Raw genomic sequence first — 23,450 nt, 5'->3', positions numbered from 1 at the left:
CAGCGCTCGATAAAAACAATCAATGACCGTATCGGAGTGGTCGGCGATTTAAAGCGCCGACCTTCTTTCAACGCGTTGGCAGGACACCGGGCAGCGGATGATATTGACGCCCGAAGTACACCAGCGCATCCGATTGGCTTTCATGACGGATATCCTGCACTTCGCAGAACAGGATGTCGTGGGTGCCGACACTCACTGACTGGCTGATTCGGCAGTCCAGCGCCAGCTTGGCGCCGTCGAGTAACGGCGCGCCGGTCAGACCTTCCAGCCATTGGCCGCCGGCGAAGCGTTCGGCCTGAGAGGTCTTGCCGCCGAACAGGTTGGAAAGCGCCTGCTGATCATGCCCCAGCGTGTTCACGCACAGGGTGCCGTTGCCTACGAAGGCGTCGTACACCGATGCGCTGCGGTTGATGCAGACCAGCAAAGTGGGCGGCTGGTCGGTCACGCTGCAGACCGCTGTCGCCGTGAACCCGGCCCTGCCATGCGGGCCGTCGGTGGTGATGACGTTGACTGCCGCAGCGAGGCTGGACATGGCATCGCGAAATTCAAGCTGGGTGACGGCAGTGGCTGCGGTTGTGCATGGCGCTGATTGGGTTTGCATGGCTACGGTCCTTCAGGCCTGGGCGCTGAGAAAGTCGAGCAGGGCTCGGTGAAAGGGCTGTGGGTCAGTGATGTTCGAGGCGTGACCGCCGTATTCCAGAAGCTCCAGCCTGGCATCGGGGAGCGTTTCGGCCAGATGCTGTGAACGCTGCCACGGCACTAGCATGTCGTCGCGGTTGGCGATCAGCAGCGTCGGTGTTCGAATGTCCGCAAGGCTCGCCTCTATATCGAAGCTTTCCAGCGCGTGGATCCGCCGCAGCAGGTTGTCGGTGTCGGGGAAGTGCGCCAGCGCGTGCGCCTCGTCGCTGGAAAGCCGCGCAGTGTTTGCGGCGATCCAGTCGGCCGGATAAAGAAACAGCGCCTGGGCTTGCACATAGGCTTCGGGTCCGCTGTTCAACAGCAGCTTTTTACGGACCGAAAAACAGCGGGCGCTGTGCGGATTAGGGCTGCTCCAGGCGTTGATCAGCACCTGACTGTTCAGCAGTCGGGGGCGTAGCAGCGACAGCTCGAGGCCGATCAGCCCGCCCAGCGCATGGCCCATGAAGTGGCAGCGCTGAATGTCGAGCGAGTCGAGCAGCTCCAGCAGTTCGAGCGCCATGTGTCGAATGGTGTAATCCGGCGGCAATACGGAGGGGCTGCGTCCGGTGCCTGCATGGTCGTAGACCAGCACCTGGTAGTCACGGCTCAGGATCGTCAGGTCGTCGACCCAGTATCGGCTGGAACCGCCCAGCCCCGAACTGAGTACCAGTATCGGGGCGTCGGTCTTTTGCGAAACATGAAGTTCATGGAACATGCAGGCGCTCCAGGTGGGCGGCGAGCGCCCACGTTCGAGGTTCAGCCGATGTGGGCGATGCTGGCGATTTCAATGAGTGCTTCGGGCTTTACCAGGCCGCACTGGATGCAATAGCGCGCCGGCTTTTCGCCTGCGAAGTACTCGGCATACACTTCGTTGACCTTGGCGTAATCGGCCCAGTCGCGAATCATGATCATGTTGAAGGTCACATCATCCATCGTGCCGCCTGCGGTTTCGATCACGCTTTTGATGGTTTCCAGCACGTGGCGGGTCTGGGCAGTCGCATCGCCGACATGCACGACGTTGTTGTCCTTGTCGAAGGGCAGGGTGCCTGACACGTAGAGCACGCCGTCGGCCATCGAGCCCGGTACGAACGGGGCAATCGGCTTGGTGGTGCCAGCAGGAATGATCGCTTTCTTGGTCATGCGGAGATCCTCACGAAGGTTGCCCGACCGGGCTGAAGGTGGTGCAGAAGTCATCGACGCTGGAGACCCAGCCGAAGAAGGTTTCAATATTGAACAGGGCGGCCTGCTGAGCGAATTCAGGGCCGGCCTGATGAGTCGCGTCGGCCAGTACTACGCCGAAATATTCCAGGTGAAAGCCGTCACGCAGGGTCGATTCCACGCACACGTTGGTGGCGATCCCGGTGAACACCAGGTTCCGAATGCCGCGGCTGCGCAGCACGCTGTCGAAGCTGGAATTGAAGAAGCCGCTGTAGCGGATTTTCGGCACCACGATGTCACCCGGTTCGGGCGTCAGTTCATCGACCAGTTGATAGTCCCAGCCGCCCTTGGCCAGTAACTGACCTTCAAGTTCGGGGCGCTTGCGCATGGTTTTCAGCGCATTGGATTTGTGCCAGTTGGGCGAGCCGGGACCGCCTGCTTCCACATAGGCCGGATCCCAGCCGTTCTGGAAAAAGATCACCGGGATACCGGCCGCACGTGCGCAGGCGCAGGCCTTCTTGATGTTGGCAATGACAGGTCCCGTGCTGCTGACATCGAAACCGGCCAGGTCCAGATAACCGCCGAGCGAGGCGTAGGCGTTCTGCATGTCGACTACCACCAGCGCCGTTTCGCCAGCTTTCATGCGCAAGGCTTCGGGGCGTGCAGGCAGGTCGCGGGCGGGCTGCAGATCAAGCGGCAAATCCACACCGGCAATCGTTGCGGGCGCATTCATCAGACCACCTCCTTGAGCGGCAGGACATGACTGCGGCTGCTCATCAATGGCTGAATCTTCTGGCCGAAATCTTCGACGCCTTTCACGAAATCATCGAAGGTCAGCATCACGCCCTGAGTACCGGGAACGCTGGCCACTTCGTCGAGCATCTTCGCCACATTGGCCCAGGAGCCGACCAGTGTGCCCATGTTGATATTGACTGCTGAAGTCGGGTCGGCCATCTGCCTCAGATTCGAGCCTGCGCTTTTGTCGGCCGAGCCCTTGTCGCTCAGCCAGGCGATGGCTTCCTCGTCAGCCCCTTCCTTGATGTGCTCCCAGCGAGCCCGTGCGGCTTCGTCGGTGTCGTCGGCAATGATCATGAACAGCACGCAGGAAGTGACATTGCGCCCGGTCTGCTTATTGGCCTCGATCAGTTTCTGCGCGGTGGGCGCGAACGCGGTCGGTGTATTCACACCTTTGCCGAAACAGAAGTTGTAGTCGGCGTACTGGGCCGAGAACGCCATGCCGGCTTCACTTTGCCCGGCACAGATCAGCTTCATGTCGGCCTGCGGACGAGGGCTGACGCGGCAGTCCTGCATGCTGAAGTGTTCGCCCTTGAAATCGCTGCTGCCGGTGGCCCACAGGTCACGCAGCACCTGCGCGTATTCGGCCAGGTACTCGTAGCGAGTGTGGAAGAACTCATCGCCCGGCCACAGGCCCATTTGTTCGTATTCGGGTTTCTGCCAGCCAGTGACCAGATTGATGCCAAAGCGGCCATTGGAAATCGAGTCGATGGTCGAGGCCATTCGTGCGGCAATCGCGGGCGGAATGGTCAGGGTCGCGACCGTGGCGAACAACTGGATCCTGCTGGTCACGGCGGCGAGTCCGGCCATGAGGGTGAACGACTCCAGGTTGTGTTCCCAGAACTGCGTCTTGCCGCCGAAGCCACGCAGTTTGATCATCGACAATGCGAAGTCGAAACCGTAGTGCTCGGCCTTCTGCACGATCTGTTTGTTGAGGTCGAAGGTGGGCATGTACTGCGGTGCGTTGCTGGAAATCAGCCAGCCGTTGTTGCCGATGGGGATGAAGATACCGATGTCCATATGAGGCCTCTCTGCGATAGTCGATGCGTGCCCCAGGGACAACGGGCGGCACTTGAACCAAACTTGCATGGAGCGGGCCAGCTTTATTTTGTTGTTTTTATTCAGTAGCTTAAGAAAATTAAGCGAGTTTTTCGGACCATTTGGTCTGGATTAGAGCACTTGGTTTGTGCAGTGCGCACGCTGATGGGGCATGCGGCGGATAAATACGCGGCGTGGTTCGCATCCATATCGACAAAGTGTGTCCGCCCGTTAAGATGCCTGCTCATTTAGGGATCACTGGTTGGATGTGCGTGAACAAGAAACCTCCCGTGACTGAGCCCGCGAGCAAACGCGTGCGCAAGGTCAAGCCCGACAAGGCAGTCAAGGCGACCCGCGAGCCCAGTGCGTCCGCCCTCAAGCGACGCCTGCGTCTCATGGAAGGCAAGCGCAGTGTGATCCTCGATGCTGCGCTGGAAATCTTTTCCCGTTACGGCGTGCATGGCAGCAGTCTCGACCAGGTCGCAAGCCTGGCGGATGTCTCCAAGACCAACCTGCTGTACTACTTCAGCAGCAAGGATGACCTGTACCTGAACGTGCTGCGCCAGTTGCTCGAGGTGTGGCTCAGCCCGCTGCTGCACTTCACCGCTGACAAGGATCCGCAGCAGGCCATCGCTGCCTATCTGAAGGCCAAGCTGGAAATGTCCCGCGATCATCCGGCCGAGTCCCGCCTGTTCTGCATGGAAGTGATGCAGGGCGCGCCGCTGATACAGGGCGAATTGCAGCATCCGTTGCGCGACACGGTTCAGACCAAGGTGGCGGTGATCCAGCACTGGATCGACAGCGGCCAGCTGGCGCCGATCAATCCGCATCACCTGATCTTCTCGTTATGGGCAACGACCCAGCATTACGCAGACTTCCGCACGCAAGTCGAGGCGGTCACCGGCAGGACGCTGGACGATCCCGAATTCTTTGAAGAAGTCTTGGAGAGCCTGCGCAGTATGATCCTGGACGGCATCCTGCCGCGTGGTGCTTCGCCAAAAAGGCCTTAAGCCTCGGACGAAACGCCTTCCATGGTCTGTCGTTTGCCTTACGCACCCCGGCTGAGCAGTAACCGATCATTCTGCACAAACCAAGTGCTCTGAATCGGACCATCTGATCCGTTTTTGGCGTGCCGTTTTCTACAGCCCCTTGTTTCGTAACGTCTTTTCTGCGGTGGCATGGATGCTGCTATGGCCTGCAGGGTCGGCCCCGCGCTGTTCTTGCAGGCCATTACCCTCAGGAAAACGTCTATGTACAAGAAACTGTTGCCCGGGACTTTGTGTGCGGCTGTTGCGTTCGGGATGGGCAGTCTTGCCCAGGCAGAAGGGCTGACCCTTAAAGGCCCGGCGAAAATCGCCATGGTGTACATCAGTCCGCGCAACGATGGAGGCTGGACCCAGGCATTCGACGAGGCCCGGCAAAAACTGGAAAAGGATCTGGACACAAAAATCCAGTATGTCGAAAGCGTTCCTGAAAACGCGGCAGCGATTACGCCCGTGGTGGATCGCCTGATCGCACGGGGTGCGAACATCATCGTCGGCACTGCGTTCGGTTACTCCGACACCTTCCTGACACTGGCCAAAAAATACCCTGAAGTGGCGTTCCTGAACGGTTCGGGTACCACCAACGCGCCCAACCTGGAATCGTTCTACGGCCGCACCTACGAAAGCCAGTATCTGTGTGGCATGGCGGCAGGTGCGGCGTCGAAAACCGGCAAGCTGGGTTTTGTTGCGGCCAACCCGTTCGGTCAGGTCAACTGGACCATTAACGCCTACGAGCTGGGCGCGAAGCAGATCAATCCGAAGGCCACGCTCACGGTTGTCTACACCGGGGCCTGGAACGATCCGGTCAAGGAACGTGCGGCAACCATGGCGCTGATCGACAACGGGGTCGATGTGGTCGGCCAGCATGTCGACAGTCCGACACCGCAGATCGTCGCCCAAGAGCGCGGCATCCACGGCACCGGCCACCACCGCGACCTCAGCGAATTCGCACCCAAGGCCACCGTCTGTTCGTCGGTCTGGGTCTGGGACCGTTTCCTGGGGCCTGAACTCAAGAAAGTCATCGCGGGCAACTGGACGCCCGCCGCCAATGGCGCTCTGCTGTCGATGGAGCAGGGCGGCACTGACATCAGCCTGACCAAGGATCCGATCATTTCCGCAGAAAACCGGCAGAAGATCGAAGCCGAGCGCGCCGAATTGCTGGCAGGCCGAAAAATCATCTACAGCGGGCCGATGTCGGATCGCGACGGCAAGGAGCGAATCGCCGCCGGTCAGCATCTGTCTGACCCTGAGCTGTGGAAAATGGACTGGTTTGTCGAAGGCGTGATGACTCAGCAATGAGTCAGGTCAACGCGCTTCAACTCACCGGTATCAGCAAGTCTTTCGACGGCTTCAAGGCGTTGATCGATGCTGACTTCACCGCTCACTGGGGCGAGGTTCATGCGCTGCTCGGCGAAAACGGTGCAGGCAAGTCATCGCTGATGAACATTGCCGCCGGGCTTTACGCACCGGAAACCGGCTCGTTGCTGATCGACGACAATCCGGTCCAGTTGCAAGGTCCCAAGGACGCGAGTCGCTATCGGATCGGCATGGTGCATCAGCATTTCAAGCTCGTGAAGCCGTTCACGGTGGCGCAGAACATTCTGTTGGGGCTTCGTGAGCAACCGGGCGAGGGCAGTTATCGCAAGCGTCTGCGGGCGCTTGAACAGGAGATCGCCGCCAAGGCCGGGGAGCTGGGCTTTGTGCTTGACCCGGGCCGCAGCGTCGACAGCCTGTCGGTGGCCGAGCAGCAACGCGTCGAGATTCTCAAGGTGCTGCTGGCCGGTGCGCGGATTCTGATTCTTGATGAGCCAACAGCCGTGCTCACCGATCAGGAGGCCGAGCGTCTGTTGATGACCGTGCAGACCTTTGCCCGGCAAGGTGCGGCGGTGATTCTGGTGACGCACAAGATGGCCGACGTGAAGCGCTATGCCGATCGGGTGACAGTGATGCGCGGCGGCAGAACGATCCAGACTCTCGACCCGCAAAGCGTCAGCGTTCAGCAGCTGGTGCAACTGACTGTCGGTGATTCTGCGCCGGTCAGCGAGCGCAGTCCGGCCATGCCCGGCGAGGTCCGTTTACAGGTCAGAGACCTGCGCAGTGTTGCAGGCAATAACGCGTTGAACGGCGTGAACATGACCTTGCGTGCCGGGCAGATCTACGGCATCGCAGGTGTCGGCGGCAACGGTCAGGCGGAACTGGCCAACGCGCTGATGGGCCTGCCACAACCCACCGAGGGTGAGATTCATCTGGCGCAGTTCGGTGATCTGCGCACCGCATCGACCGAACAACGGCGTCAACTGCGCATAGCCTCCATCCCGGCGGATCGCTACGGCGCGGCGTTGGCGGGTTCGCTGTCGGTGGCCGAAAACTTTGGCGTGGGCAATATCCATGGCGGCCGGTACGGCTCGTTCTGGCGCATGCGCTACTCGCGTCTGAAGCAGGACGCGCAAAAGGCCGTCACGGATTTCGATGTGCAGGGTGTGCGTTCGCTCGATCAGAAAGCCGCGTTGTTGTCGGGTGGTAATGCACAAAAGCTGGTGATCGCCCGCGAGTTCAGTCGCGACCCGCAACTGGTGTTGGTCCACAGTCCCAGCCGGGGCCTGGATGTTCGCGCCACACAGGCCGTGCACGACCGGCTGCGGGCGGCGCGTGATGCTGGCGCCGCCGTGTTGGTGATCAGTGAAGACCTGGACGAAGTTCTGACCTTGTCTGACCGGATCGGCGTGATGAACGGCGGGCGCATCGTCGCCGAGTTCGAACATCCCGCCGACCGCCAGTCCATAGGCAAAGCGATGGTGAGTCATGACTGAATCGACTGTTGTCCACGCAGGCAGTGCGCCACGAGGCCCTTTGCTGTCGCGACGTTACACACTGGAAATACGGCAGCAAACGGGCTGGCCGCTACAAGCGCTGATCATTGCGCTGGCGTTGCTGGTCGGCCTCGCAATCTGCACCGCAATACTGATCATGGCGGGTGTGCCGGCGGATGAGTTGCTCAATGAGTTCGTCATGCAGACGGTATTCGATGCGCAGAACTTCAAAGCCGTGCTGTTTCAGGCCTCGCCCATGATCATGGTCGGTCTGGCAGGCTGCATGGCATTCCGGGCAAGGTTCTGGAACCTGGGGCTGGAAGGTCAGATGATCTGGGGCGCTATCGGCGCCACGGCCATTTCGCTGTTTGATGTAGGGCCGGACATGCTGCGCCTGCCGTTGATGATGGCGGCGGCTATCGTCTGCGCGATGCTCTGGAGTCTGGGCCCGATCCTGTTGAAGCTGAAATGGCATGTCAACGAAATCATTTCGACCCTGATGCTCAATTACATCGCCGCCAACTTCCTGCTGCATCTGGTGTACGGCAGTTGGAAAGACCCGAGAGATAACTTTCCTTATTCGCCTGCGTTGCGCAGTTTCGAGCGTCTGCCGGACCTGTTTGCCGGGTACAACGCGGCCATCGTGCTGGCGCTGCTGGTCATGCTGCTGACGCTGTGGTTCATCGGCATTTCCCGAGCCGGTCTGTACCTGCGCTTTGTCGATGCCAATCCGAAAGTGGCCGGTGCCGTAGGCGTGCCGGTGCGCAAGATGATCATGGGCACGGTTCTGCTATCGGGCGCGCTGGCAGGGCTTGCCGGGTTTGTCGTGACCTCGGGGCAGGAAGGCCGTTTGACCCAGTCGTTCTATCAGGGCTATGGGTTCTCCGGGATTCTCATCGCGTTTCTGGCCCGTAACAATCCGGTGGCGGCGGCAATTGTGGCCTTGCTGATCGCCATGCTGTTCGTGGCAGGGCGCAACCTGCAAGTGTTCTACCAGATCCCGTTTTCGATGGTGCAGTTGATCCAGGCGATTCTGGTGATCTGCGTGGCCTCGTCCGACTTCTTCATTCGTCATCGCCTGCGACGTATTCAGGCAGGAGCACGCTGATGGATCTTTTTTCGCATTGGCTGGGCAGCGCGCCGGATTTCGCCGTGCCCTTCGCGCTGGCCGCACTTGGCCTGATCCTGATCGAACGTAGCGGTGTGCTGGCGCTGGGCGTCGAGGGCATGATGCTGGTGGGCGCGCTGGCGGGCATCGGCATGCAGTTGAGTGTCGGCTCTCCCGGCATTTCGCTGCTGGCGTCAATGGTTGCAGCGGGTGTGGTGTCGTTGCTCTTTGCCTTGATGGTGCTGGTGCTGCGGATCAATCAGGTCATCGCAGGGCTGGCGCTGGTGTTTTTCTGTCAGGGGTTGACCGGATTGCTGGGCACGCTGCTGGGCTGGACCAATCGCCCGGTCAGCGGTCTGCAGGCAGTGGAATTGTGGCCTCTGTCTGAGCTGCCAGCAGTGGGCAAAGTCTTTATCCAGAATCCGCTGGTGTACCTGACCGTAGTGATTTTCATCGCTGTGGTCTGGCTGCTTGAGCGCACGCGCACCGGTCTGCGTCTGCGTGCGGTAGGCGAGAATCCCCAGGCCGCCGACGCAGCGGGCATTTCGGTGCTGGGCTATCGGCTGGCGGCCATTGTGGCAGGCTCGGCGCTGATGGGCCTGGCGGGCGGTTTCATTGCGGTGCTCAGCACCAAGATGTGGATAGCCGACATGACGGGCGGGCGCGGCTGGATTGCCGTTTCACTGGTGATTTTTGCGCGCTGGTCACCTTGGCGCGCCCTGGCCGGAGCGTTGCTGTTCGGCGGTATCGAAGCGTTGATCCCGCAACTGGCAGCGACCGGCGTGAAGCTGCCGCAGTACTTCGTGTTGATGACGCCCTACGCTGTCACGCTGCTGGTGATGATCTGGGTGGCCGCTGGCAAGCGACAGTCTTCAAGCCAGCCGGGTGCGCTGGGTGAGCCTTACATTCGCGAAGAGCGGCGATAATTCTCAAGGCAGACGGTTCAGGCCGGGTTAAGGAATTTTTGACAGGCGCCATGCTCTAATCGGTCATTAGCGTTCGTCCAACCCAGGAGCTTCTGAATGTTCATGTCTCGTCGTTTGATTATTGCAGCCACCGCTGTGGCCATGCTTTCCGGCTGTGCGACGTCCAATCCCTATGACAATCAGGGTCAGGCTCAAAGCTCCGGTGGCATGAACAAGACTGCCAAATACGGCGGGCTTGGTGCTCTGGCTGGCGCGGTAGCGGGTGCGGCCATCGACCATAACCATCGTGGCAAAGGCGCATTGATTGGCGCTGCCGTGGTGGGGGCTGCATCGGCAGGCTATGGCTACTACGCGGACAAACAGGAAGCGGCGCTGCGTGCGAGCATGGCCAATACGGGTGTCGAGGTGCAGCGTCAGGGTGATCAGATCAAGTTGATCATGCCGGGTAACATCACCTTCGCAACCGACTCTTCGGCCATTGCCAGCAGCTTCTATTCGCCTCTCAACAACCTGGCCAATTCGCTCAAGCAGTTCAACCAGAGCAACATTGAAATCATTGGCTACACCGACAGTACCGGCAGCCGTCAGCACAACATGGACCTGTCGCAGCAGCGTGCGCAGAGCGTCGCGACCTACCTGACCTCTCAGGGCGTCGATCAGGCTCACCTGTCGGTACGTGGTGCAGGCCCTGACCAGCCGATTGCCAGCAACGCCGACGCCAATGGCCGCGCCCAGAACCGTCGTGTAGAGGTCAACCTCAAGCCGATTCCGGGTCAGCAATACCAGCAATATCAGCAATAACTGCCCCCGCTGATGATCGTGCCCATGCTCCGCATGGGCATGCATCCCGGTACCCTCCGCGTCAGATTGGGCTGGTCACACCGATACGTCAGAACCACGCGCATGGACGCGCCGCGTCCTGACAGGTGCGGTGGTTACCTGCGATATTGCTCGTGCATACGCTCCAGCAATTGGTCTTTCTCTTCCCACAGCGCATTGATCCACTGCTGGAATTCCAGGCGGTATTCACCGTCCTGATCGTAGTTTTTGCCCACGAACTGCTGCGGGATTTTGATCTCTTCGAAGTGGGCGACCACTTCTTTCACTCTGCCGCACAGCAAGTCCCAATAGCCCGGACGGCCAGCGGGGTAGTGAATCGTCACGTTGATGATCGATTCCAGCTGCTCGCCCATTGCATCCAGCACGAAGGCAATGCCGCCCGCCTTGGGTTTCAGCAAGTGGCGAAACGGCGAGTTCTGCTCGGCATGTTTGCCTGGCGTAAAACGCGTGCCCTCCGCGAAGTTGAAGATCCCCACCGGGTTATGGCGAAATTTCGCGCAGGTGCGGCGTGTGGTCTCCAGGTCCTTGCCTTTCTTTTCCGGGTGCCTGGCCAGGTACGCCTTGGAGTAGCGTTTCATGAACGGAAAGCCCAATGCCCACCACGCCAGACCAATCACCGGCACCCAGATCAGTTCCTGCTTGAGGAAAAACTTCAAAGGCCGGATTCGACGATTCAACACGTACTGCAAGACCATGATGTCGACCCAGCTCTGATGGTTGCTGGTCACCAGGTACGAATGCTTGTAGTCCAGGCCTTCGAGGCCGGTCAGGTGCCAGCGGGTGTTGCACAGCAGCCTGATCCACGCATTGTTGTTGCCGATCCAGGTTTCCTGAATGTGGCTCATCATCCAGTCGGTGAGGCGCTGGGCGGCAGAGAAGGGCAAGCAGATCTTGAAGATCGTGACCACGAACAGCACCGTGCAGCAGACGATGGTGTTCAGCGCCAACAGCAGCGAGGCAATGACGCCGCGCAATGGGGCAGGCAGGAAATCCATGAAGGATAGGGCTCCGCAGAAAGTGGGCTGCCGCAGATTGGCCTGCGGCACCTGAATATTTGTCAGGCCAGTGTGTCGGCCTGAATGGCAGTCAACGCAATGGTGTAAACGATGTCGTCGACCTGAGCACCACGCGGCAGATCGTTGACCGGCTTGCGCAAGCCTTGCAGCATCGGCCCCAGGCTCACGCAGTCGGCACTGCGCTGCACCGCCTTGTACGTGGTGTTGCCGGTGTTCAGATCCGGGAACACAAACACGTTGGCGCGTCCTGCGACCGGGCTGTCAGGTGCCAGTTGCCGGGCGACGTGCTCGTTGGCGGCGGCATCATACTGCAGCGGCCCGTCGATCAATAGATCACGCTTGGTTTCGCGGGCCAGTTGCGTGGCTTCGCGGACCTTCTCGACCTCCTCACCACTGGCCGAGTTGCCGCTCGAGTAGCTGATCATCGCCACGCGGGGCGAGATGCCAAATGCGATGGCGGAATCGGCGCTCTGAAGGGCAATCTCGGCCAGTTCGCTGGCGCTCGGGTGCGGGTTCATGATGCAGTCGCCATAGACCAGCACCTGCTCGGGAAACAGCATGAAGAACACTGACGACACCAGCGTGCAGCCCGGCGCGGTCTTGATCAGTTGCAGTGCCGGGCGGATGGTGTTGGCGGTGGAGTGAACGACGCCCGACACCAGCCCGTCGACTTCATCCAGCGCCAACATGACCGTGCCGATCACCACAGGATCTTCCAGCTGCTGCTCGGCCATGGGCGCATTCAGGCTTTTGCTTCTGCGCAGATCCACCATCGGCGCAACGTAGCGTTCGCGAATCAGGTCCGGATCGAGAATTTCCAGCCCCGGTGGCAGTTCGATGCCGTGGGCCTGTGCAACGGCGTGCACTTCCTCAGGCTTGGCCAGCAGCACGCAGCGCGCAATGCCACGGGCCTGACAGATCGCCGCCGCCTGAATGGTTAACGGCTCGTTGCCTTCCGGCAACACGATGCGCTTATTGGCTGCCTGCGCGCGCTGGATCAACTGATAGCGGAATACCGCAGGTGACAGACGCAATTCGCGCGGCGTGCCGCAGCGCTGATGAAGCCACTGGGCATCCAGATGACTGGCGACGAAATCCGTGATGATTTCCGCACGTTCGCGGTCATCGATGGGGATTTCCTTGTTCAACTGATTGAGGCGGTTGGCCGTGTCGTAGGACCCGGTACTGACTGACAGCACCGGCAGCCCCGCCTGCAACGCGCCGCGGCACAATTCCATGATGCGCGGGTCGGGTACGGTATCGCTGGTCAGCAACAGTCCCGCCAACGGCACGCCGTTCATGGCGGCCAGGCTCACCGCGAGAATGATGTCGTCGCGGTCGCCCGGCGTCACCACCAGCACGCCCGGCTTGAGCAGAGGCACCGTATTGAGCACGGTTCGCGCACAGATGATGATCCGCGACATGCGGCGCTGATCGTAATCGCCCGCGTTGAGTACCTGAGCGCCCAGCAGTTCGGCCACGTCGCGGGTACGCGGCGCGTTGAGTTCGGCCTGGTAGGGGATGCAGCCCAGCAGACGGAAATCGCCGTTGCGCAGCAGTGGCGAATGTTCCTTCAGACGAGCAGCGAAGACTTCCATGCTTTCGTCGGTGCGGACCTTGTTCAGGATGACGCCAAGTACCTTGGGGTCCTTGGGACCGCCGAACAACTGGGCCTGCAACTCGACGCGTCCGGACAGCTCGGTCAGCACTTCGTTTTCCGGCGCGGACACCAGAATCACCTCCGCATCCAGACTCTTGGCCAGGTGCAGGTTGACTCGCGCGGCATAGCTGGCGCTGCGCGTCGGCACCATGCCTTCGACCACCAGCACATCCTTGCCGACGGCTGCCTGCTGGTAGAGATTGATGATTTCCTCAAGCAGCTCGTCGAGCTGCCCGTCGCCCAGCATGCGTTCGACGTGCGCCAGAGCCAGTGGTTTGGGCGGTTTGAGGCCGTGGGTGCGGGCCATCAACTCGGTGGAGCGTTCCGGGCCAAGATCGCCCGGATGCGGCTGGGCGATCGGTTTGAAAAAACCGACCTTCAGGCCGGCGCGCTCCAGAGTGCGCACCAGCCCGAGGCTGATGGAGGTCAACCCCACGCCAAAATCCGTGGGAGCGATGAAGAACGTCTGCATACTGGCTTCTCGATTGAGCAGTGCAAGGGGTGTGGCGAAGGTGAACAGCCGACAACCATAAAAAGACCGGGAACCGTCTAATGCGGATCCTCTTTGCCAAGACTATCGTTATCCGCAGCTTTCGCACACCAACCGCAGTGAAAGCTCTGGCCTATTTTTTGTTGGCGTTGAACGGGGTCCAGCACCCAGGCGCGCGATTGCCACGGTGGCTGATGACGAAGATGCTGAGTGTGCCCGCAGGACAGGGCTGCAACCCAGTGTCCATCCTCATCCTGCCGGAAACCGATAAGCGTTGAATTTTCCAATTGGGCCCGTCTGTCAGAGTTGCGTTCGCTTTCGGGCGATGGCTTGGTTAAACTTGCTCGTTCTTCAATCTTAAGCAAAGGTCTTGTCCCCATGCCGATCGCCGCCAATAAGGCTGTCTCCATTGACTATACCCTGACCAACGACGCTGGTGAGGTCATCGACAGCTCCACCGGTGGCGCGCCGCTGGTTTACCTGCAAGGTGCTGGCAACATCATCCCGGGCCTGGAAAAGGCGCTGGAAGGCAAGAATGTCGGTGACGAGCTGGATGTCGCCATCGAGCCGGAAGAGGCCTACGGCGAGTACTCCGCCGAATTGGTCAGCACCCTGAGCCGCAGCATGTTCGAAGGCGTTGACGAGCTTCAGGTCGGCATGCAGTTTCATGCTTCCGGCCCTGATGGCGGCATGCAGATCGTGACCATTCGCGACCTGGATGGCGACGACGTCACTGTTGACGGCAACCACCCGCTCGCTGGTCAGCGTCTTAACTTCAAAGTGAAAGTCGTGGACATTCGTGATGCCAGCGAAGAAGAAGTAGCTCATGGCCACGTTCATGGCGAAGGCGGCCATCATCACTGATTTGTGCTGCTAAGCTCAGATCACTGACAAAAGGCGCTCTGGCCGTTCTGCGATGACGACTTTCGTTACGCGGACGGTCAGTGCGCCTTTTCAGGTTCTGGCGCAAGGTTCGGGTTTCAAGGGGGTTCTTCATGAGTGCTTTTCACGACATCAAGCTGAAAGCGCTGGATGGCCAGGAGCTTTCACTGGCTCCGTTCAAGGACAAGGCGGTTCTGGTTGTCAATGTCGCTTCGAAGTGCGGGCTTACGCCGCAATATGCAGCGCTTGAGAACCTGTATCAGCAATACAAGGACAAGGGCCTGATGGTTCTCGGCCTGCCGTGCAATCAGTTTGCAGGTCAGGAGCCGGGCACCGAGCAGGAAATTGCCGAGTTCTGCGAACTCAATTACGGCGTGACCTTTCCGTTGGGCGAAAAGCTCGAGGTGAACGGGCCGCAACGTCACCCGCTGTATCGCCTGCTGGCGGGCGAAGGGGCCGAGTTTCCGGGTGACATCACGTGGAACTTCGAAAAATTTCTGGTTCGTAAAAGCGGGGAAGTGATTGCACGTTTCTCGCCGCGTACTGCGCCTGATGATCCTGCTGTCATTCTGGCAATCGAAAAAGCGCTGGGTCTGAGCTGATCCGGGTTTCGGGTGGCCTGCAGCGCGTTGGCCACCCCCTGTCGTTACCACTTCTGTATGCCGATAAGTCAAATCAATAGTACTGGGCCTGCGCTCCCGGTCCGCCCTATGCTGCGCCTCTGATCCGGCATTGTTTGCCGAATCGCTATCCCTTCAGCCTCGTCGGAGACCCGCGCATGCCGGTAAAAGCCTTGTTCAAACCCTTTCACCTGGGCAGCCTGGAATTATCGTCACGTGTGGTGATGGCGCCGATGACGCGCTCTTTTTCGCCAGGTCACGTGCCAAATTCGAAGGTGATCGAATACTACCGACGTCGCGCTGCTGCAGGTGTCGGGCTGATTATCACTGAAGGTACGACGGTGAATCACAAGGCTTCCAACGGCTACCCCAATGTTCCGCAGTTCTTCGGTGAGGCACCGCTGGCGGGCTGGAAGAACGTGGTCGATGCCGTGCACGCCGAAGGCGGCAAGATCGCTCCGCAGCTCTGGCATGTCGGCGCGGTCCGTCGTCTTGGCACCGAGCCGGACGGCAGTGTGCCTGCCTACGGGCCGATGGAAAAGGTCAAGGACGGGCAAGTGCTGGTCCACGGCATGAGCAAGCAGGACATTGATGAAGTGGTGGCTGCGTTCGCGCAGGCTGCAGCGGATGCCAAGGCCATCGGCATGGATGGCGTGGAGATCCACGGTGCTCACGGCTATTTGATCGACCAGTTTTTCTGGGAGGGCAGCAACCAGCGTACCGACGAGTACGGTGGCACTCTCGCCAACCGCTCGCGTTTTGCTATCGAACTGATCCAGGCGGTACGTGCTGCGGTCGGACCGGATTATCCGATCATCTTCCGTTTCTCGCAGTGGAAGCAGCAGGATTACAGCGCGCGCCTTGTGCAGACGCCAGAAGCGCTCGGTGAATTCCTGCAGCCGCTGTCGGATGCGGGTGTGGATATCTTTCACTGTTCCACCCGACGTTTCTGGGAAGCTGAGTTCGAAGGTTCCGAGCTTAATCTGGCAGGCTGGACGCGCAAGCTGACCGGCAAACCGACCATCACGGTGGGCAGCGTTGGCCTGGACGGAGAGTTCCTGCAATTCATGGTCAATACCGATAAGGTCGCTCAGCCTGCCAGCCTTGAAAACCTGCTGAAGCGGCTGGGCAACGACGAGTTCGATCTGGTCGCCGTAGGGCGTGCACTGCTGGTCGATCCCGATTGGGCTGTCAAAGTGCGCGAAGGGCGCGAGCAGGACATTCTGCCGTTCAGTCGAGAGGCACTGACGACGTTGGTCTGATGGTCTGACGAGCAACCTTTGTGAGCTCGACATCAGTCACGCTATCTGGAGGCGCAGAGACGTCCAGCAGTCGCCGTTCGAATTGGTCGATAATCGCAGCCCAGCCCTGACGACTCGCGTGCTGCCTGGCATTCAGGCGTACGCGGCGCAGGGTTTCGCCGTCTTCCAGCAGCCAGTGTGCGGCGTCTATAAATGCCGCTTCATCTCCAGGCATGGCCAGCGCGCCGTTATGGCCGTGACGAATATGCTGCCCGGCGGCCGCTTCATCGTAGGCGACCACGCCCAGACCAGACGCCAACGCCTCAAGTACCACGTTCCCAAAGGTTTCAGTCAGACTGGGAAACAGAAACATGTCGCCTGACGCATAGTGCGTCGCCAGCGCCTCGCCACGTTGCGTGCCGCAGAAGATCGCTTCGGGTATCTGTTGCTCCAGCCACGCCCGCTGAGGCCCGTCGCCGACAATGATCAACTTGAGGTTGCGCTGCGGGTAACTCGCCTTCAGTGTTTCGAAACTGGCCTTGAGCAAGCCCAGATTCTTTTCAGGTGCGAGTCTGCCGACATGAATCACGCCTGTATCATTCGCCCCCAGGCCCCAGCTTTCGCGCAAGGCCTGTGAGCGCCGCGAAGGGTGAAACAATTGGCTGTCCACACCCCGCGACAGCAGCTCGATCCGCTCGAAACCGCGCCGCTCCAACTCCACCTTCTGGCTGACGCTGGGCACCAGCGTGACCCGCGAGCGATTGTGGAACCAGCGCAGGTAATGGGTGATCAGGCGAGTGATAAAGCCCATGCCGTATTGCTGCGTGTATTGAGGGAAATTGGTGTGGAAGCCGCTTACCACAGCAATGCCCAGCCGCCTGGCGGCTCTTAAGGCTGAAAGCCCCAGCGGTCCCTCGGTGGCGATATACAGGACATCCGGCCGTTTGCGCTGCCAGCGGCGCAACAGCTTGTGCATCGACGACTGCCCCCACTGCAACCCCGGATAGCCCGGAATCGGCCAGCCCCGGCAGAGCATCAGGTCATCGGCCGCCCCCGACACCGTTTCTTCACTCTGACGCGGACGGATCAACTCGACCTTGTGTCCGCGCAAACGCAAGCCGTCACACAGCCGCCCCAGCGTGTTGGCGACGCCATTGATCTCGGGCGTGAAGGTCTCGGTGATAAGGGTGACATGCAAGGATTGGCTCATGAGAAGAGTGTCGGCCGAAGACGTGTCGGTTATGTGGCGGGTATGTGATGGATTTGTGATCGGTTGCCAATGTATCGGTGCCAGGTGTGGAGGCGGTATCAGATCTGTCCTGTTCAAGACCGTTTATGGAGAGGACTACATCGCGTTAACTTTTTGCCTTTGACGGTGTGGGTTTTTTCTCTAAGTAGTTTGCGGTATTTATTTAAAGTTATTTTATTGATCTTTTGAGTAACGTCGGGTTGTCGGATTTATATCCGTTCATCCATACAGTCGTCCGGCGGTGTCCGGGCAACTGCGTATAGACATGACTCAAGGATTGAAGACATGAAGTTTGACTTTAAAAAGTCGAAGCGTATTCGCTCGGCCGCAGTAATTGCATGGGCGCTTTGCGTTTTTTCAGGAGCCACGACAGCGGGCAGTTATCAATCGTCCGTGAGGTTACCGGTGATTCATTCAAAAGACTATTTATACAAGGCGGATTTGCCTGTTGGCAGAGGTGTGCCACCGGGGGCGGTGATTAAAAATGTCAGCTGGAACTGGAATGTCACGGGGTGGCCGAGGGGCATGGAGGTTTATTTGTGTCAGGTGCCAAGCACGTGCGTGAATATTTCTCGTCAGCGGCAGGGTTCAACGGTCAGCTTCAATGGGCGATTCGCAGACAGGCTCTTTTCTTATACGCTTAGGGTGGGTGCGGGCGGGCAAACTCCGGTTGCCGGACACTTAGGCAGCATTACGGTGACCTGGTAGTCAAGAGCCCCGCCTTGCGAACCGCTCGGTCGGGGCTTACTTCACCAGTTGGTCATCTTTTTGAAGCGATCAGGCAGGTTGTCATGGAAACTCATTAATTTCTTTACTATATCTAGATCGGATGTTCCCTTTGAGACCTCTGTTTCATACAGTTGCTTTCGCTGCTCTTTGACAGCGTGGAGCATGCTTGAAAAATAAACGGCTGACTCTTTGGTGACAGGTTCGCCTGTCGCATGGTATCGAATGATCGGATAGTCCGAGAGGTCAAGAAGTTCGAGGTTCATTGTATTGTGCATAAAGTCATTAACAAGAACCTTGAGCTCTGCTGGGTTCTCGCTTGCGTGCTTCACGCGATACTTCTGAGCTGCGCCGTTGGATTCAAACTCACGGCCCGATACGTAAGGCGGGTGTGCGTTTGCGCTCAACGCCAGTCTCTGCGGCTGACTGCGATTTGACTCGATCTCTATAGGTCCTCCTGGCTGAGCCGCCGCGTAAATGGGGACTCTCTCCAGCGCCGCAGGCCTGGCCGAAAACCCCTTTTCTTCAACCGCAGACCTGCGCTGCGCCAGGCTCATGTTCTGCATAAACACTGAAGAGCGCGGTTGAGCCAGGCGATTCAATGTCGCGGACGCAGGCGGTATGGAGGTGCGGGCATTTGAGGACTCAACGCCTTTCAATACCTGAGCAAATGAGCCTGAACGGGGGTTCAGCGTTTTTTCAAGTGCGGCTGACTGAGGTGTTTGGCTTAGCCGGGAAGTGGCGGTAGAGGTGTCTATTTCCATGGCAATGCTCTCCTGTTAGTTGAAACAGGTAGAGCAAGTCGAATGCCAGTTTTCTGGGTTTTTCAGGTCCTACAGAAGTTCGCCGAGTAAAGTCGGTTATATATTTTTTAGTCCTACATACACTTCCTACATCGTGGCATGTTGAGGAGAGACAAAAAATTGCCGTTCAAGGTGAATCGTTGCCGACGCATGAAGATTTCAGGGAAACATTGCACCGGTGAGCGGCAAAAAAGAGGCTTCAATTATCGTTAGGTTCGTCGCTGAGTGCACAGCAGTAGGCCTCTGCTGAAATTCCATGCCCTCGGTTGATTGGCATGGTCATGCCGGGCAAGTCTGGGACTGTGCCCGGCATGATCCATTTTCAGCGACAGATCCGGCGGTCAGAAAGCAGAATCGGTTAACCGAGATCAGCGACCAGTTGTTCAATCAGTCGGTAGACCGTTTCCAGGTCAGGCTCGGCAACGCGGTGTTCGTCAGCGAAGGAATACGCTTCGCTGAAAAGGCCGACACTGGGCGAAAGGACGAAGCCCGCATCATTTTCATAGACGCAGTCCCAGGCTTCCTGGCTGATGGATTTGGAGAAAATCACCAGCCGCTCTTCCTGATTGTTAATGGCATTGATGTACAGTTTTTCCGGGTCGACCGACCATTCGGCCAGTTCATTGACCAGAAACGCCCGGATCATTTCCTTGATTTCCTCGGCGTTGTTTTGCTTCGCGATGACATTCGGGTGGTTTTGGGTATTCATGATTTAACGTCCTTGTTAAGTTCATATGCATCATACTTTCCAGAGTATGGCTTCACATGAACGGATGGGGTGAGGCCTCATTAAACCGCTAGAGCGGCAGTGAAATGACATACATAGTTGTCGTCTTCAGTTATCTGCCGGGCAGGGCGCCCGGCATCTGCACCTGAGTATCAGGTCCGGGCCACGGACGTCGGCAACGCGTCAGCACCGCGCTCGCGCACCCAGAATAACGTCGCACCTGCCACCGCTGCGGGCATCATCAGGATGTTGACCACCGGAATCAGCAGCGCCACGTACACGATGCCGCCGAAGCTCAGGCTCTGCCAGCGTTTGCCCTTGAGCCATGCCAGCATTTCGTTCCAGCCCAGCTTGTGGTTGTCGGCGGGGTAGTCGATGTATTGGATCGCCATCATCCACACCCCGAACAGCAGCCACAGCGGCGCGGCAATGATGTTGACGACCGGGATAAAGGACAGAACGAACAGCCCCAGCATACGTGGCAACATGTAGCCCAGCTTGCGGGCCTCGCGGGCCAGGGTGCGCGGCACCATGGCAACCAGTTCGGCCCAACTGAAGGCTGGAGACTCATCCACGCCGCGCACCACGGCTTCGACCTTCTCCGACAGAAAACCGTTGAACGGTGCAGCGATGATGTTGGCGACCATGGTGAAGGTGAAGAACACCATCAACAGCACCAACGCGACGAACAGTGGCCACAGGATGTAACTGAGAAAGCTCAGCCAATGGGGAAGCGTTGGCATGAACGCGTCGACCCAGAGTTCGAACTGATGTATCGCCAGATAGATCACGCCACAAAACAGCACCAGATTGATGCTTAGCGGCAATAGAACGAACAGACGCAGCCCAGGGCTCAGAACCAGTTTCAGGCCTTCGCTGAGGTATTGCGGGCCGGTGAGGGCGGGAGCAGGCATGGCAGCCTCCGGAAGCTTGAAAGGCGTGACCTTACCGGCTTTGCGGTGGCCGTGAAAGAGCCGCTTGCAAGGGTTTCTGGTCAGCGCCGTATGAATCGCCGTCCCAACCGTGATCGATGGATGGAGTCGTCTGGTAACAGCCTTATAAATAGTATGGGCACGTGGTGGGCGGTCTATAGAAGTGACCTATGAGGTGGATTGTGAAACGATATTTCCTTACTCTTTCCCACCCCGATAGGCTTGTCAGCAATTTCAGGACCTGTCCTTTCAATTTTCATGGAGTAATCAATGAGCGTACTGGTAAACAAGCTAGCCCCGGATTTCGACGCAGCAGCAGTATTGGGTGACGGTTCCATCGTCGATAGCTTCAAGCTGTCCTCACTGCGCGGCAAATACGTGGTCTTGTTCTTCTGGCCGCTGGACTTCACGTTTGTCTGCCCTTCGGAAATCATTGCCCACAACAACCGCATCGCCAAATTCCGCGAGCTGGGTGTTGAAGTGGTTGGCGTTTCCGTCGATTCGCAATTCACTCACTTCGCGTGGCGCAGCACCCCGGTGGAAAAAGGCGGCATCGGCGAAGTCGAGTTCACCATGGTGGCCGACGTCAAACACGAGATCACTCGCGCCTACGGCATCGAGCACGATAACGGCGTTGCACTGCGTGCCTCGTTCCTGATCGACAAGGCTGGCGTCGTTCAACACCAGGTGGTGAATAACCTGCCGCTGGGCCGTGACGTGGACGACATGGTGCGTCTGGTCGAAGCGCTGCAGTTCACTGAAGAACACGGCGAAGTCTGCCCGGCAGGCTGGCGTCCCGGCCAGAAAGGGATGAAGGCGGATGCCCAGGGCGTTGCCGACTATCTGGCATCCAACGCCACGAGCCTCTAACTGATTGTGCCGATCCGGCTGACGGTCGGATCGGCGCAGCAGAATTTTCAGGATGGCTGAGCGGTCTCGGATTTCTCAGCCATCCTTACTTATCCAGCCGTTCCGACCGCGGCGTAAACGGTCGGTCGATAGGAGTGTGTCATGTCAGACGTACGTCATTCCCGAGTGATCATTCTCGGTTCCGGCCCTGCCGGTTACAGCGCTGCGGTGTACGCCGCACGTGCCAACCTCAAGCCGCTGCTCATCACCGGCATGCAGGCTGGCGGTCAGCTGACCACGACCACTGAAGTCGATAACTGGCCGGGCGACCCCCATGGCCTGACTGGTCCGGTACTGATGGAGCGTATGCGCGAGCACGCCGAGCGTTTCGAGACCGAGATCGTGTTCGATCACATCAACTCGGTCGATCTGGCGGGCAAGCCATTCAGCCTGCAGGGCGACAGCGCAACCTACACCTGCGACGCGTTGATCATCGCAACCGGTGCCAGCGCGCGTTACCTGGGCCTGCCATCGGAAGAAGCGTTCATGGGCAAGGGCGTTTCTGCCTGCGCGACTTGCGATGGCTTCTTCTATCGCAATCGTGAGGTGGCAGTGGTCGGTGGTGGCAACACGGCCGTTGAAGAGGCGCTGTACCTGGCCAACATCGCGAGCAAGGTGACGCTGGTTCACCGTCGCGAGACCTTCCGCGCCGAGAAGATCCTGATCGACAAGCTGCATGCACGCGTCGCCGAAGGCAAGATCGAGCTCAAGCTCAACGCGACGCTGGATGAAGTCCTGGGCGACAATATGGGCGTGACCGGTGCCCGCCTTAAAAACAACGACGGCACCAGCGACGAGCTGAAAGTCGACGGCGTGTTCATCGCCATCGGCCATACACCGAACACCTCGCTATTCGAAGGCCAACTGGCATTGAAAGACGGCTATATGGTTGTGCAGGGTGGCCGTGAAGGCAACGCGACTGCCACCAGTGTCGAAGGTGTGTTCGCTGCGGGCGACGTGGCAGACCACGTTTACCGTCAGGCAATCACCTCGGCCGGCGCCGGCTGCATGGCTGCACTGGACGTTGAGCGTTATCTGGACGGCCTGGCAAACGCCTCGTTCTGAGTGCGTTTTTCGGGTGTAAAAAAACCGGCATTGTGCCGGTTTTTTTGTAGGGCCTAACTGTTTCAGCCTTTACGTTTCAACGGTTCACCTTCGAACGTCACACCTGCCAGGCCGTGCTTGATCAGGGCGCGAATGTTGCCGTGGTCGCTGCCCTCGGGTGTTGCGAGTACCGAGCGGTAGTGTTCGCCGAACGCCAGCAAGGCTTCTTCGTCGCTCAGACCTTCCAGCAGGGCCATGCCCAGGGTTTTGCACGAGCCTTCATTCTGACCGGCAGCGTTGTCGACATCTCCGTTATGGAACGCCTGTGGCTGGTAGTCGTAAGTATCGGCGATGAAGGCAAGGGTGTCGGCAAAAGCGTATTCGCCGCTGCGCAGGCGGGTGCGCAGGGAGTCAAGGTCAGTCATGCTTGGGTTCCTTGGCGAAGGCAGCCTGTTGTTCGGCGCTGGCTTCTTTCTGGTACTGGGCTTTCCACTCGCTGTACGGCATGCCGTAAACCACTTCGCGGGCGTCATCGAGGCTGATGTCGATGTGTTTCTCGTCGGCCGCAGCCTTGTACCACTTGGACAGGCAGTTGCGGCAGAAGCCGGACAGGTTCATCAGGTCGATGTTCTGGACATCCTTTCGGCTGTCCAGATGCGCGACCAGTCGGCGAAAGGCGGCGGCTTCGAGTTCGAGGCGTTCTTGCTCGGTCATGACGGGCTCTTTTCAGTCAGTGAAGTCGCGTCATGATAAGA

Annotated in this window: 26 protein-coding genes; 12 read left to right on the top strand and 14 right to left on the bottom strand. The window is 59.0% G+C overall.

Annotated elements, in window-relative coordinates:
• Positions 1-67: 67 nt before the first annotated feature.
• The 5 genes from rutF to rutA are packed head-to-tail and all read right to left on the bottom strand — an operon-like array spanning position 68 to position 3,651.
• Entirely contained in the window at positions 68-601 is a 534-nt protein-coding gene (rutF, locus tag KDX39_RS07385) for an NADH-dependent FMN reductase RutF (RefSeq protein WP_231659868.1), read from the bottom strand.
• Between the two features lie 12 nt (positions 602-613).
• Positions 614-1,393, bottom strand: coding sequence for a pyrimidine utilization protein D (rutD, locus tag KDX39_RS07380; RefSeq protein ID WP_231659867.1), 780 nt, complete (start codon positions 1,391-1,393; stop codon positions 614-616).
• 41 nt (positions 1,394-1,434) lie between these two features.
• A complete protein-coding gene (gene rutC, locus KDX39_RS07375) occupies positions 1,435-1,818 on the bottom strand; it encodes a pyrimidine utilization protein C (RefSeq protein WP_004885146.1) in 384 nt (127 codons plus the stop codon).
• A gap of 10 nt (positions 1,819-1,828) precedes the next feature.
• The gene (gene rutB / locus KDX39_RS07370) at positions 1,829-2,569 is read right to left on the bottom strand and encodes a pyrimidine utilization protein B (protein WP_099226926.1); all 741 of its coding nucleotides are present in this window, start codon (positions 2,567-2,569) and stop codon (positions 1,829-1,831) included.
• Positions 2,569-3,651: a pyrimidine utilization protein A gene (gene rutA, locus KDX39_RS07365; protein ID WP_210043518.1), complete on the bottom strand. Its 1,083-nt coding sequence runs from the start codon at positions 3,649-3,651 to the stop codon at positions 2,569-2,571. Before rutA ends, rutB begins: the two co-directional genes overlap by 1 nt.
• Before the next feature lie 284 nt (positions 3,652-3,935).
• Between rutA and rutR the strand changes: the two genes are divergently transcribed.
• The 6 genes from rutR (at position 3,936) to KDX39_RS07335 (ending at position 10,357) form a co-directional block, all read left to right on the top strand.
• On the top strand, positions 3,936-4,679 hold the full coding sequence (gene rutR, locus KDX39_RS07360) for a pyrimidine utilization regulatory protein R (protein WP_184318519.1): 744 nt from the start codon (positions 3,936-3,938) through the stop codon (positions 4,677-4,679).
• Between the two features lie 240 nt (positions 4,680-4,919).
• Positions 4,920-6,011 (top strand): BMP family ABC transporter substrate-binding protein, encoded by a 1,092-nt coding sequence (locus KDX39_RS07355; RefSeq protein ID WP_231659866.1) that lies wholly within the window; start codon positions 4,920-4,922, stop codon positions 6,009-6,011.
• Positions 6,008-7,522, top strand: a complete 1,515-nt coding sequence (locus tag KDX39_RS07350) for an ABC transporter ATP-binding protein (RefSeq protein ID WP_231659865.1) — start codon at positions 6,008-6,010, stop codon at positions 7,520-7,522. The genes KDX39_RS07355 and KDX39_RS07350 overlap by 4 nt, the downstream gene beginning before the upstream one ends.
• Entirely contained in the window at positions 7,515-8,630 is a 1,116-nt protein-coding gene (locus KDX39_RS07345; protein WP_231659864.1) for an ABC transporter permease, read from the top strand. Before KDX39_RS07350 ends, KDX39_RS07345 begins: the two co-directional genes overlap by 8 nt.
• Positions 8,630-9,556 carry an ABC transporter permease gene (locus tag KDX39_RS07340; protein WP_231659863.1) on the top strand — a complete coding sequence of 309 codons (927 nt, stop codon included), beginning with the start codon at positions 8,630-8,632 and terminating at the stop codon, positions 9,554-9,556. The genes KDX39_RS07345 and KDX39_RS07340 overlap by 1 nt, the downstream gene beginning before the upstream one ends.
• Before the next feature lie 96 nt (positions 9,557-9,652).
• On the top strand, positions 9,653-10,357 hold the full coding sequence (locus KDX39_RS07335) for an OmpA family lipoprotein (RefSeq protein ID WP_004885138.1): 705 nt from the start codon (positions 9,653-9,655) through the stop codon (positions 10,355-10,357).
• 134 nt (positions 10,358-10,491) lie between these two features.
• Here KDX39_RS07335 and KDX39_RS07330 read toward each other — a convergent pair whose 3' ends face one another.
• The 3 genes from KDX39_RS07330 to KDX39_RS07320 all read right to left on the bottom strand — a co-directional run bounded on the left by KDX39_RS07330 (position 10,492) and on the right by KDX39_RS07320 (position 13,927).
• Entirely contained in the window at positions 10,492-11,391 is a 900-nt protein-coding gene (locus KDX39_RS07330; protein WP_231659862.1) for an acyltransferase, read from the bottom strand.
• A gap of 62 nt (positions 11,392-11,453) precedes the next feature.
• Entirely contained in the window at positions 11,454-13,544 is a 2,091-nt protein-coding gene (pta, locus tag KDX39_RS07325; protein WP_184318535.1) for a phosphate acetyltransferase, read from the bottom strand.
• Positions 13,545-13,621: 77 nt separating this feature from the next.
• Positions 13,622-13,927: a DUF3565 domain-containing protein gene (locus tag KDX39_RS07320; protein ID WP_231659861.1), complete on the bottom strand. Its 306-nt coding sequence runs from the start codon at positions 13,925-13,927 to the stop codon at positions 13,622-13,624.
• A 13-nt stretch (positions 13,928-13,940) separates the two neighbouring features.
• Between KDX39_RS07320 and KDX39_RS07315 the strand changes: the two genes are divergently transcribed.
• From KDX39_RS07315 to KDX39_RS07305, 3 genes are all read left to right on the top strand, one after another.
• Positions 13,941-14,426 (top strand): FKBP-type peptidyl-prolyl cis-trans isomerase, encoded by a 486-nt coding sequence (locus tag KDX39_RS07315; protein ID WP_004885134.1) that lies wholly within the window; start codon positions 13,941-13,943, stop codon positions 14,424-14,426.
• A gap of 131 nt (positions 14,427-14,557) precedes the next feature.
• Positions 14,558-15,046 (top strand): glutathione peroxidase, encoded by a 489-nt coding sequence (locus KDX39_RS07310; RefSeq protein WP_210071258.1) that lies wholly within the window; start codon positions 14,558-14,560, stop codon positions 15,044-15,046.
• Between the two features lie 176 nt (positions 15,047-15,222).
• Positions 15,223-16,326, top strand: a complete 1,104-nt coding sequence (locus tag KDX39_RS07305) for an NADH:flavin oxidoreductase (protein ID WP_231659860.1) — start codon at positions 15,223-15,225, stop codon at positions 16,324-16,326.
• Here the strand turns inward: KDX39_RS07305 and KDX39_RS07300 are convergent.
• Complete coding sequence (locus KDX39_RS07300) at positions 16,295-17,515, bottom strand: glycosyltransferase family 4 protein (protein WP_231659859.1); 1,221 nt, start codon at positions 17,513-17,515, stop codon at positions 16,295-16,297. The two genes, KDX39_RS07305 and KDX39_RS07300, sit on opposite strands and share 32 nt — an antisense overlap.
• 324 nt (positions 17,516-17,839) lie before the next feature.
• Here KDX39_RS07300 and KDX39_RS07295 point away from each other — a divergent pair, with 324 nt between their 5' ends.
• The gene (locus tag KDX39_RS07295) at positions 17,840-18,262 is read left to right on the top strand and encodes a flagellar protein FlhE (protein ID WP_231659858.1); all 423 of its coding nucleotides are present in this window, start codon (positions 17,840-17,842) and stop codon (positions 18,260-18,262) included.
• A 41-nt stretch (positions 18,263-18,303) separates the two neighbouring features.
• Here KDX39_RS07295 and KDX39_RS07290 read toward each other — a convergent pair whose 3' ends face one another.
• The 3 genes from KDX39_RS07290 to cysZ form a co-directional block, all read right to left on the bottom strand.
• On the bottom strand, positions 18,304-19,044 hold the full coding sequence (locus tag KDX39_RS07290) for a hypothetical protein (RefSeq protein ID WP_231659857.1): 741 nt from the start codon (positions 19,042-19,044) through the stop codon (positions 18,304-18,306).
• Between the two features lie 397 nt (positions 19,045-19,441).
• On the bottom strand, positions 19,442-19,792 hold the full coding sequence (locus KDX39_RS07285) for a hypothetical protein (RefSeq protein WP_231659856.1): 351 nt from the start codon (positions 19,790-19,792) through the stop codon (positions 19,442-19,444).
• A gap of 170 nt (positions 19,793-19,962) precedes the next feature.
• Positions 19,963-20,724: a sulfate transporter CysZ gene (cysZ, locus tag KDX39_RS07280; RefSeq protein ID WP_231659855.1), complete on the bottom strand. Its 762-nt coding sequence runs from the start codon at positions 20,722-20,724 to the stop codon at positions 19,963-19,965.
• A 288-nt stretch (positions 20,725-21,012) separates the two neighbouring features.
• Between cysZ and KDX39_RS07275 the strand changes: the two genes are divergently transcribed.
• Both KDX39_RS07275 and trxB read left to right on the top strand, forming a co-directional pair.
• Positions 21,013-21,612: a peroxiredoxin gene (locus KDX39_RS07275; RefSeq protein WP_231659854.1), complete on the top strand. Its 600-nt coding sequence runs from the start codon at positions 21,013-21,015 to the stop codon at positions 21,610-21,612.
• 141 nt (positions 21,613-21,753) lie between these two features.
• On the top strand, positions 21,754-22,716 hold the full coding sequence (gene trxB, locus KDX39_RS07270; protein ID WP_231659853.1) for a thioredoxin-disulfide reductase: 963 nt from the start codon (positions 21,754-21,756) through the stop codon (positions 22,714-22,716).
• Between the two features lie 62 nt (positions 22,717-22,778).
• Here the strand turns inward: trxB and KDX39_RS07265 are convergent, their stop codons facing one another.
• Both KDX39_RS07265 and KDX39_RS07260 read right to left on the bottom strand, forming a co-directional pair.
• Positions 22,779-23,120: a HopJ type III effector protein gene (locus KDX39_RS07265; RefSeq protein WP_231659852.1), complete on the bottom strand. Its 342-nt coding sequence runs from the start codon at positions 23,118-23,120 to the stop codon at positions 22,779-22,781.
• Entirely contained in the window at positions 23,113-23,409 is a 297-nt protein-coding gene (locus KDX39_RS07260) for a DUF1244 domain-containing protein (RefSeq protein WP_007252642.1), read from the bottom strand. Before KDX39_RS07260 ends, KDX39_RS07265 begins: the two co-directional genes overlap by 8 nt.
• Positions 23,410-23,450: the final 41 nt, after the last annotated feature.

This window comes from Pseudomonas sp. CDFA 610 (assembly GCF_021147865.1).
GTDB classification, from domain to species: Bacteria; Pseudomonadota; Gammaproteobacteria; order Pseudomonadales; family Pseudomonadaceae; genus Aquipseudomonas; species Aquipseudomonas alliivorans.
This window is presented reverse-complemented; position numbering and strand designations above follow the sequence as displayed.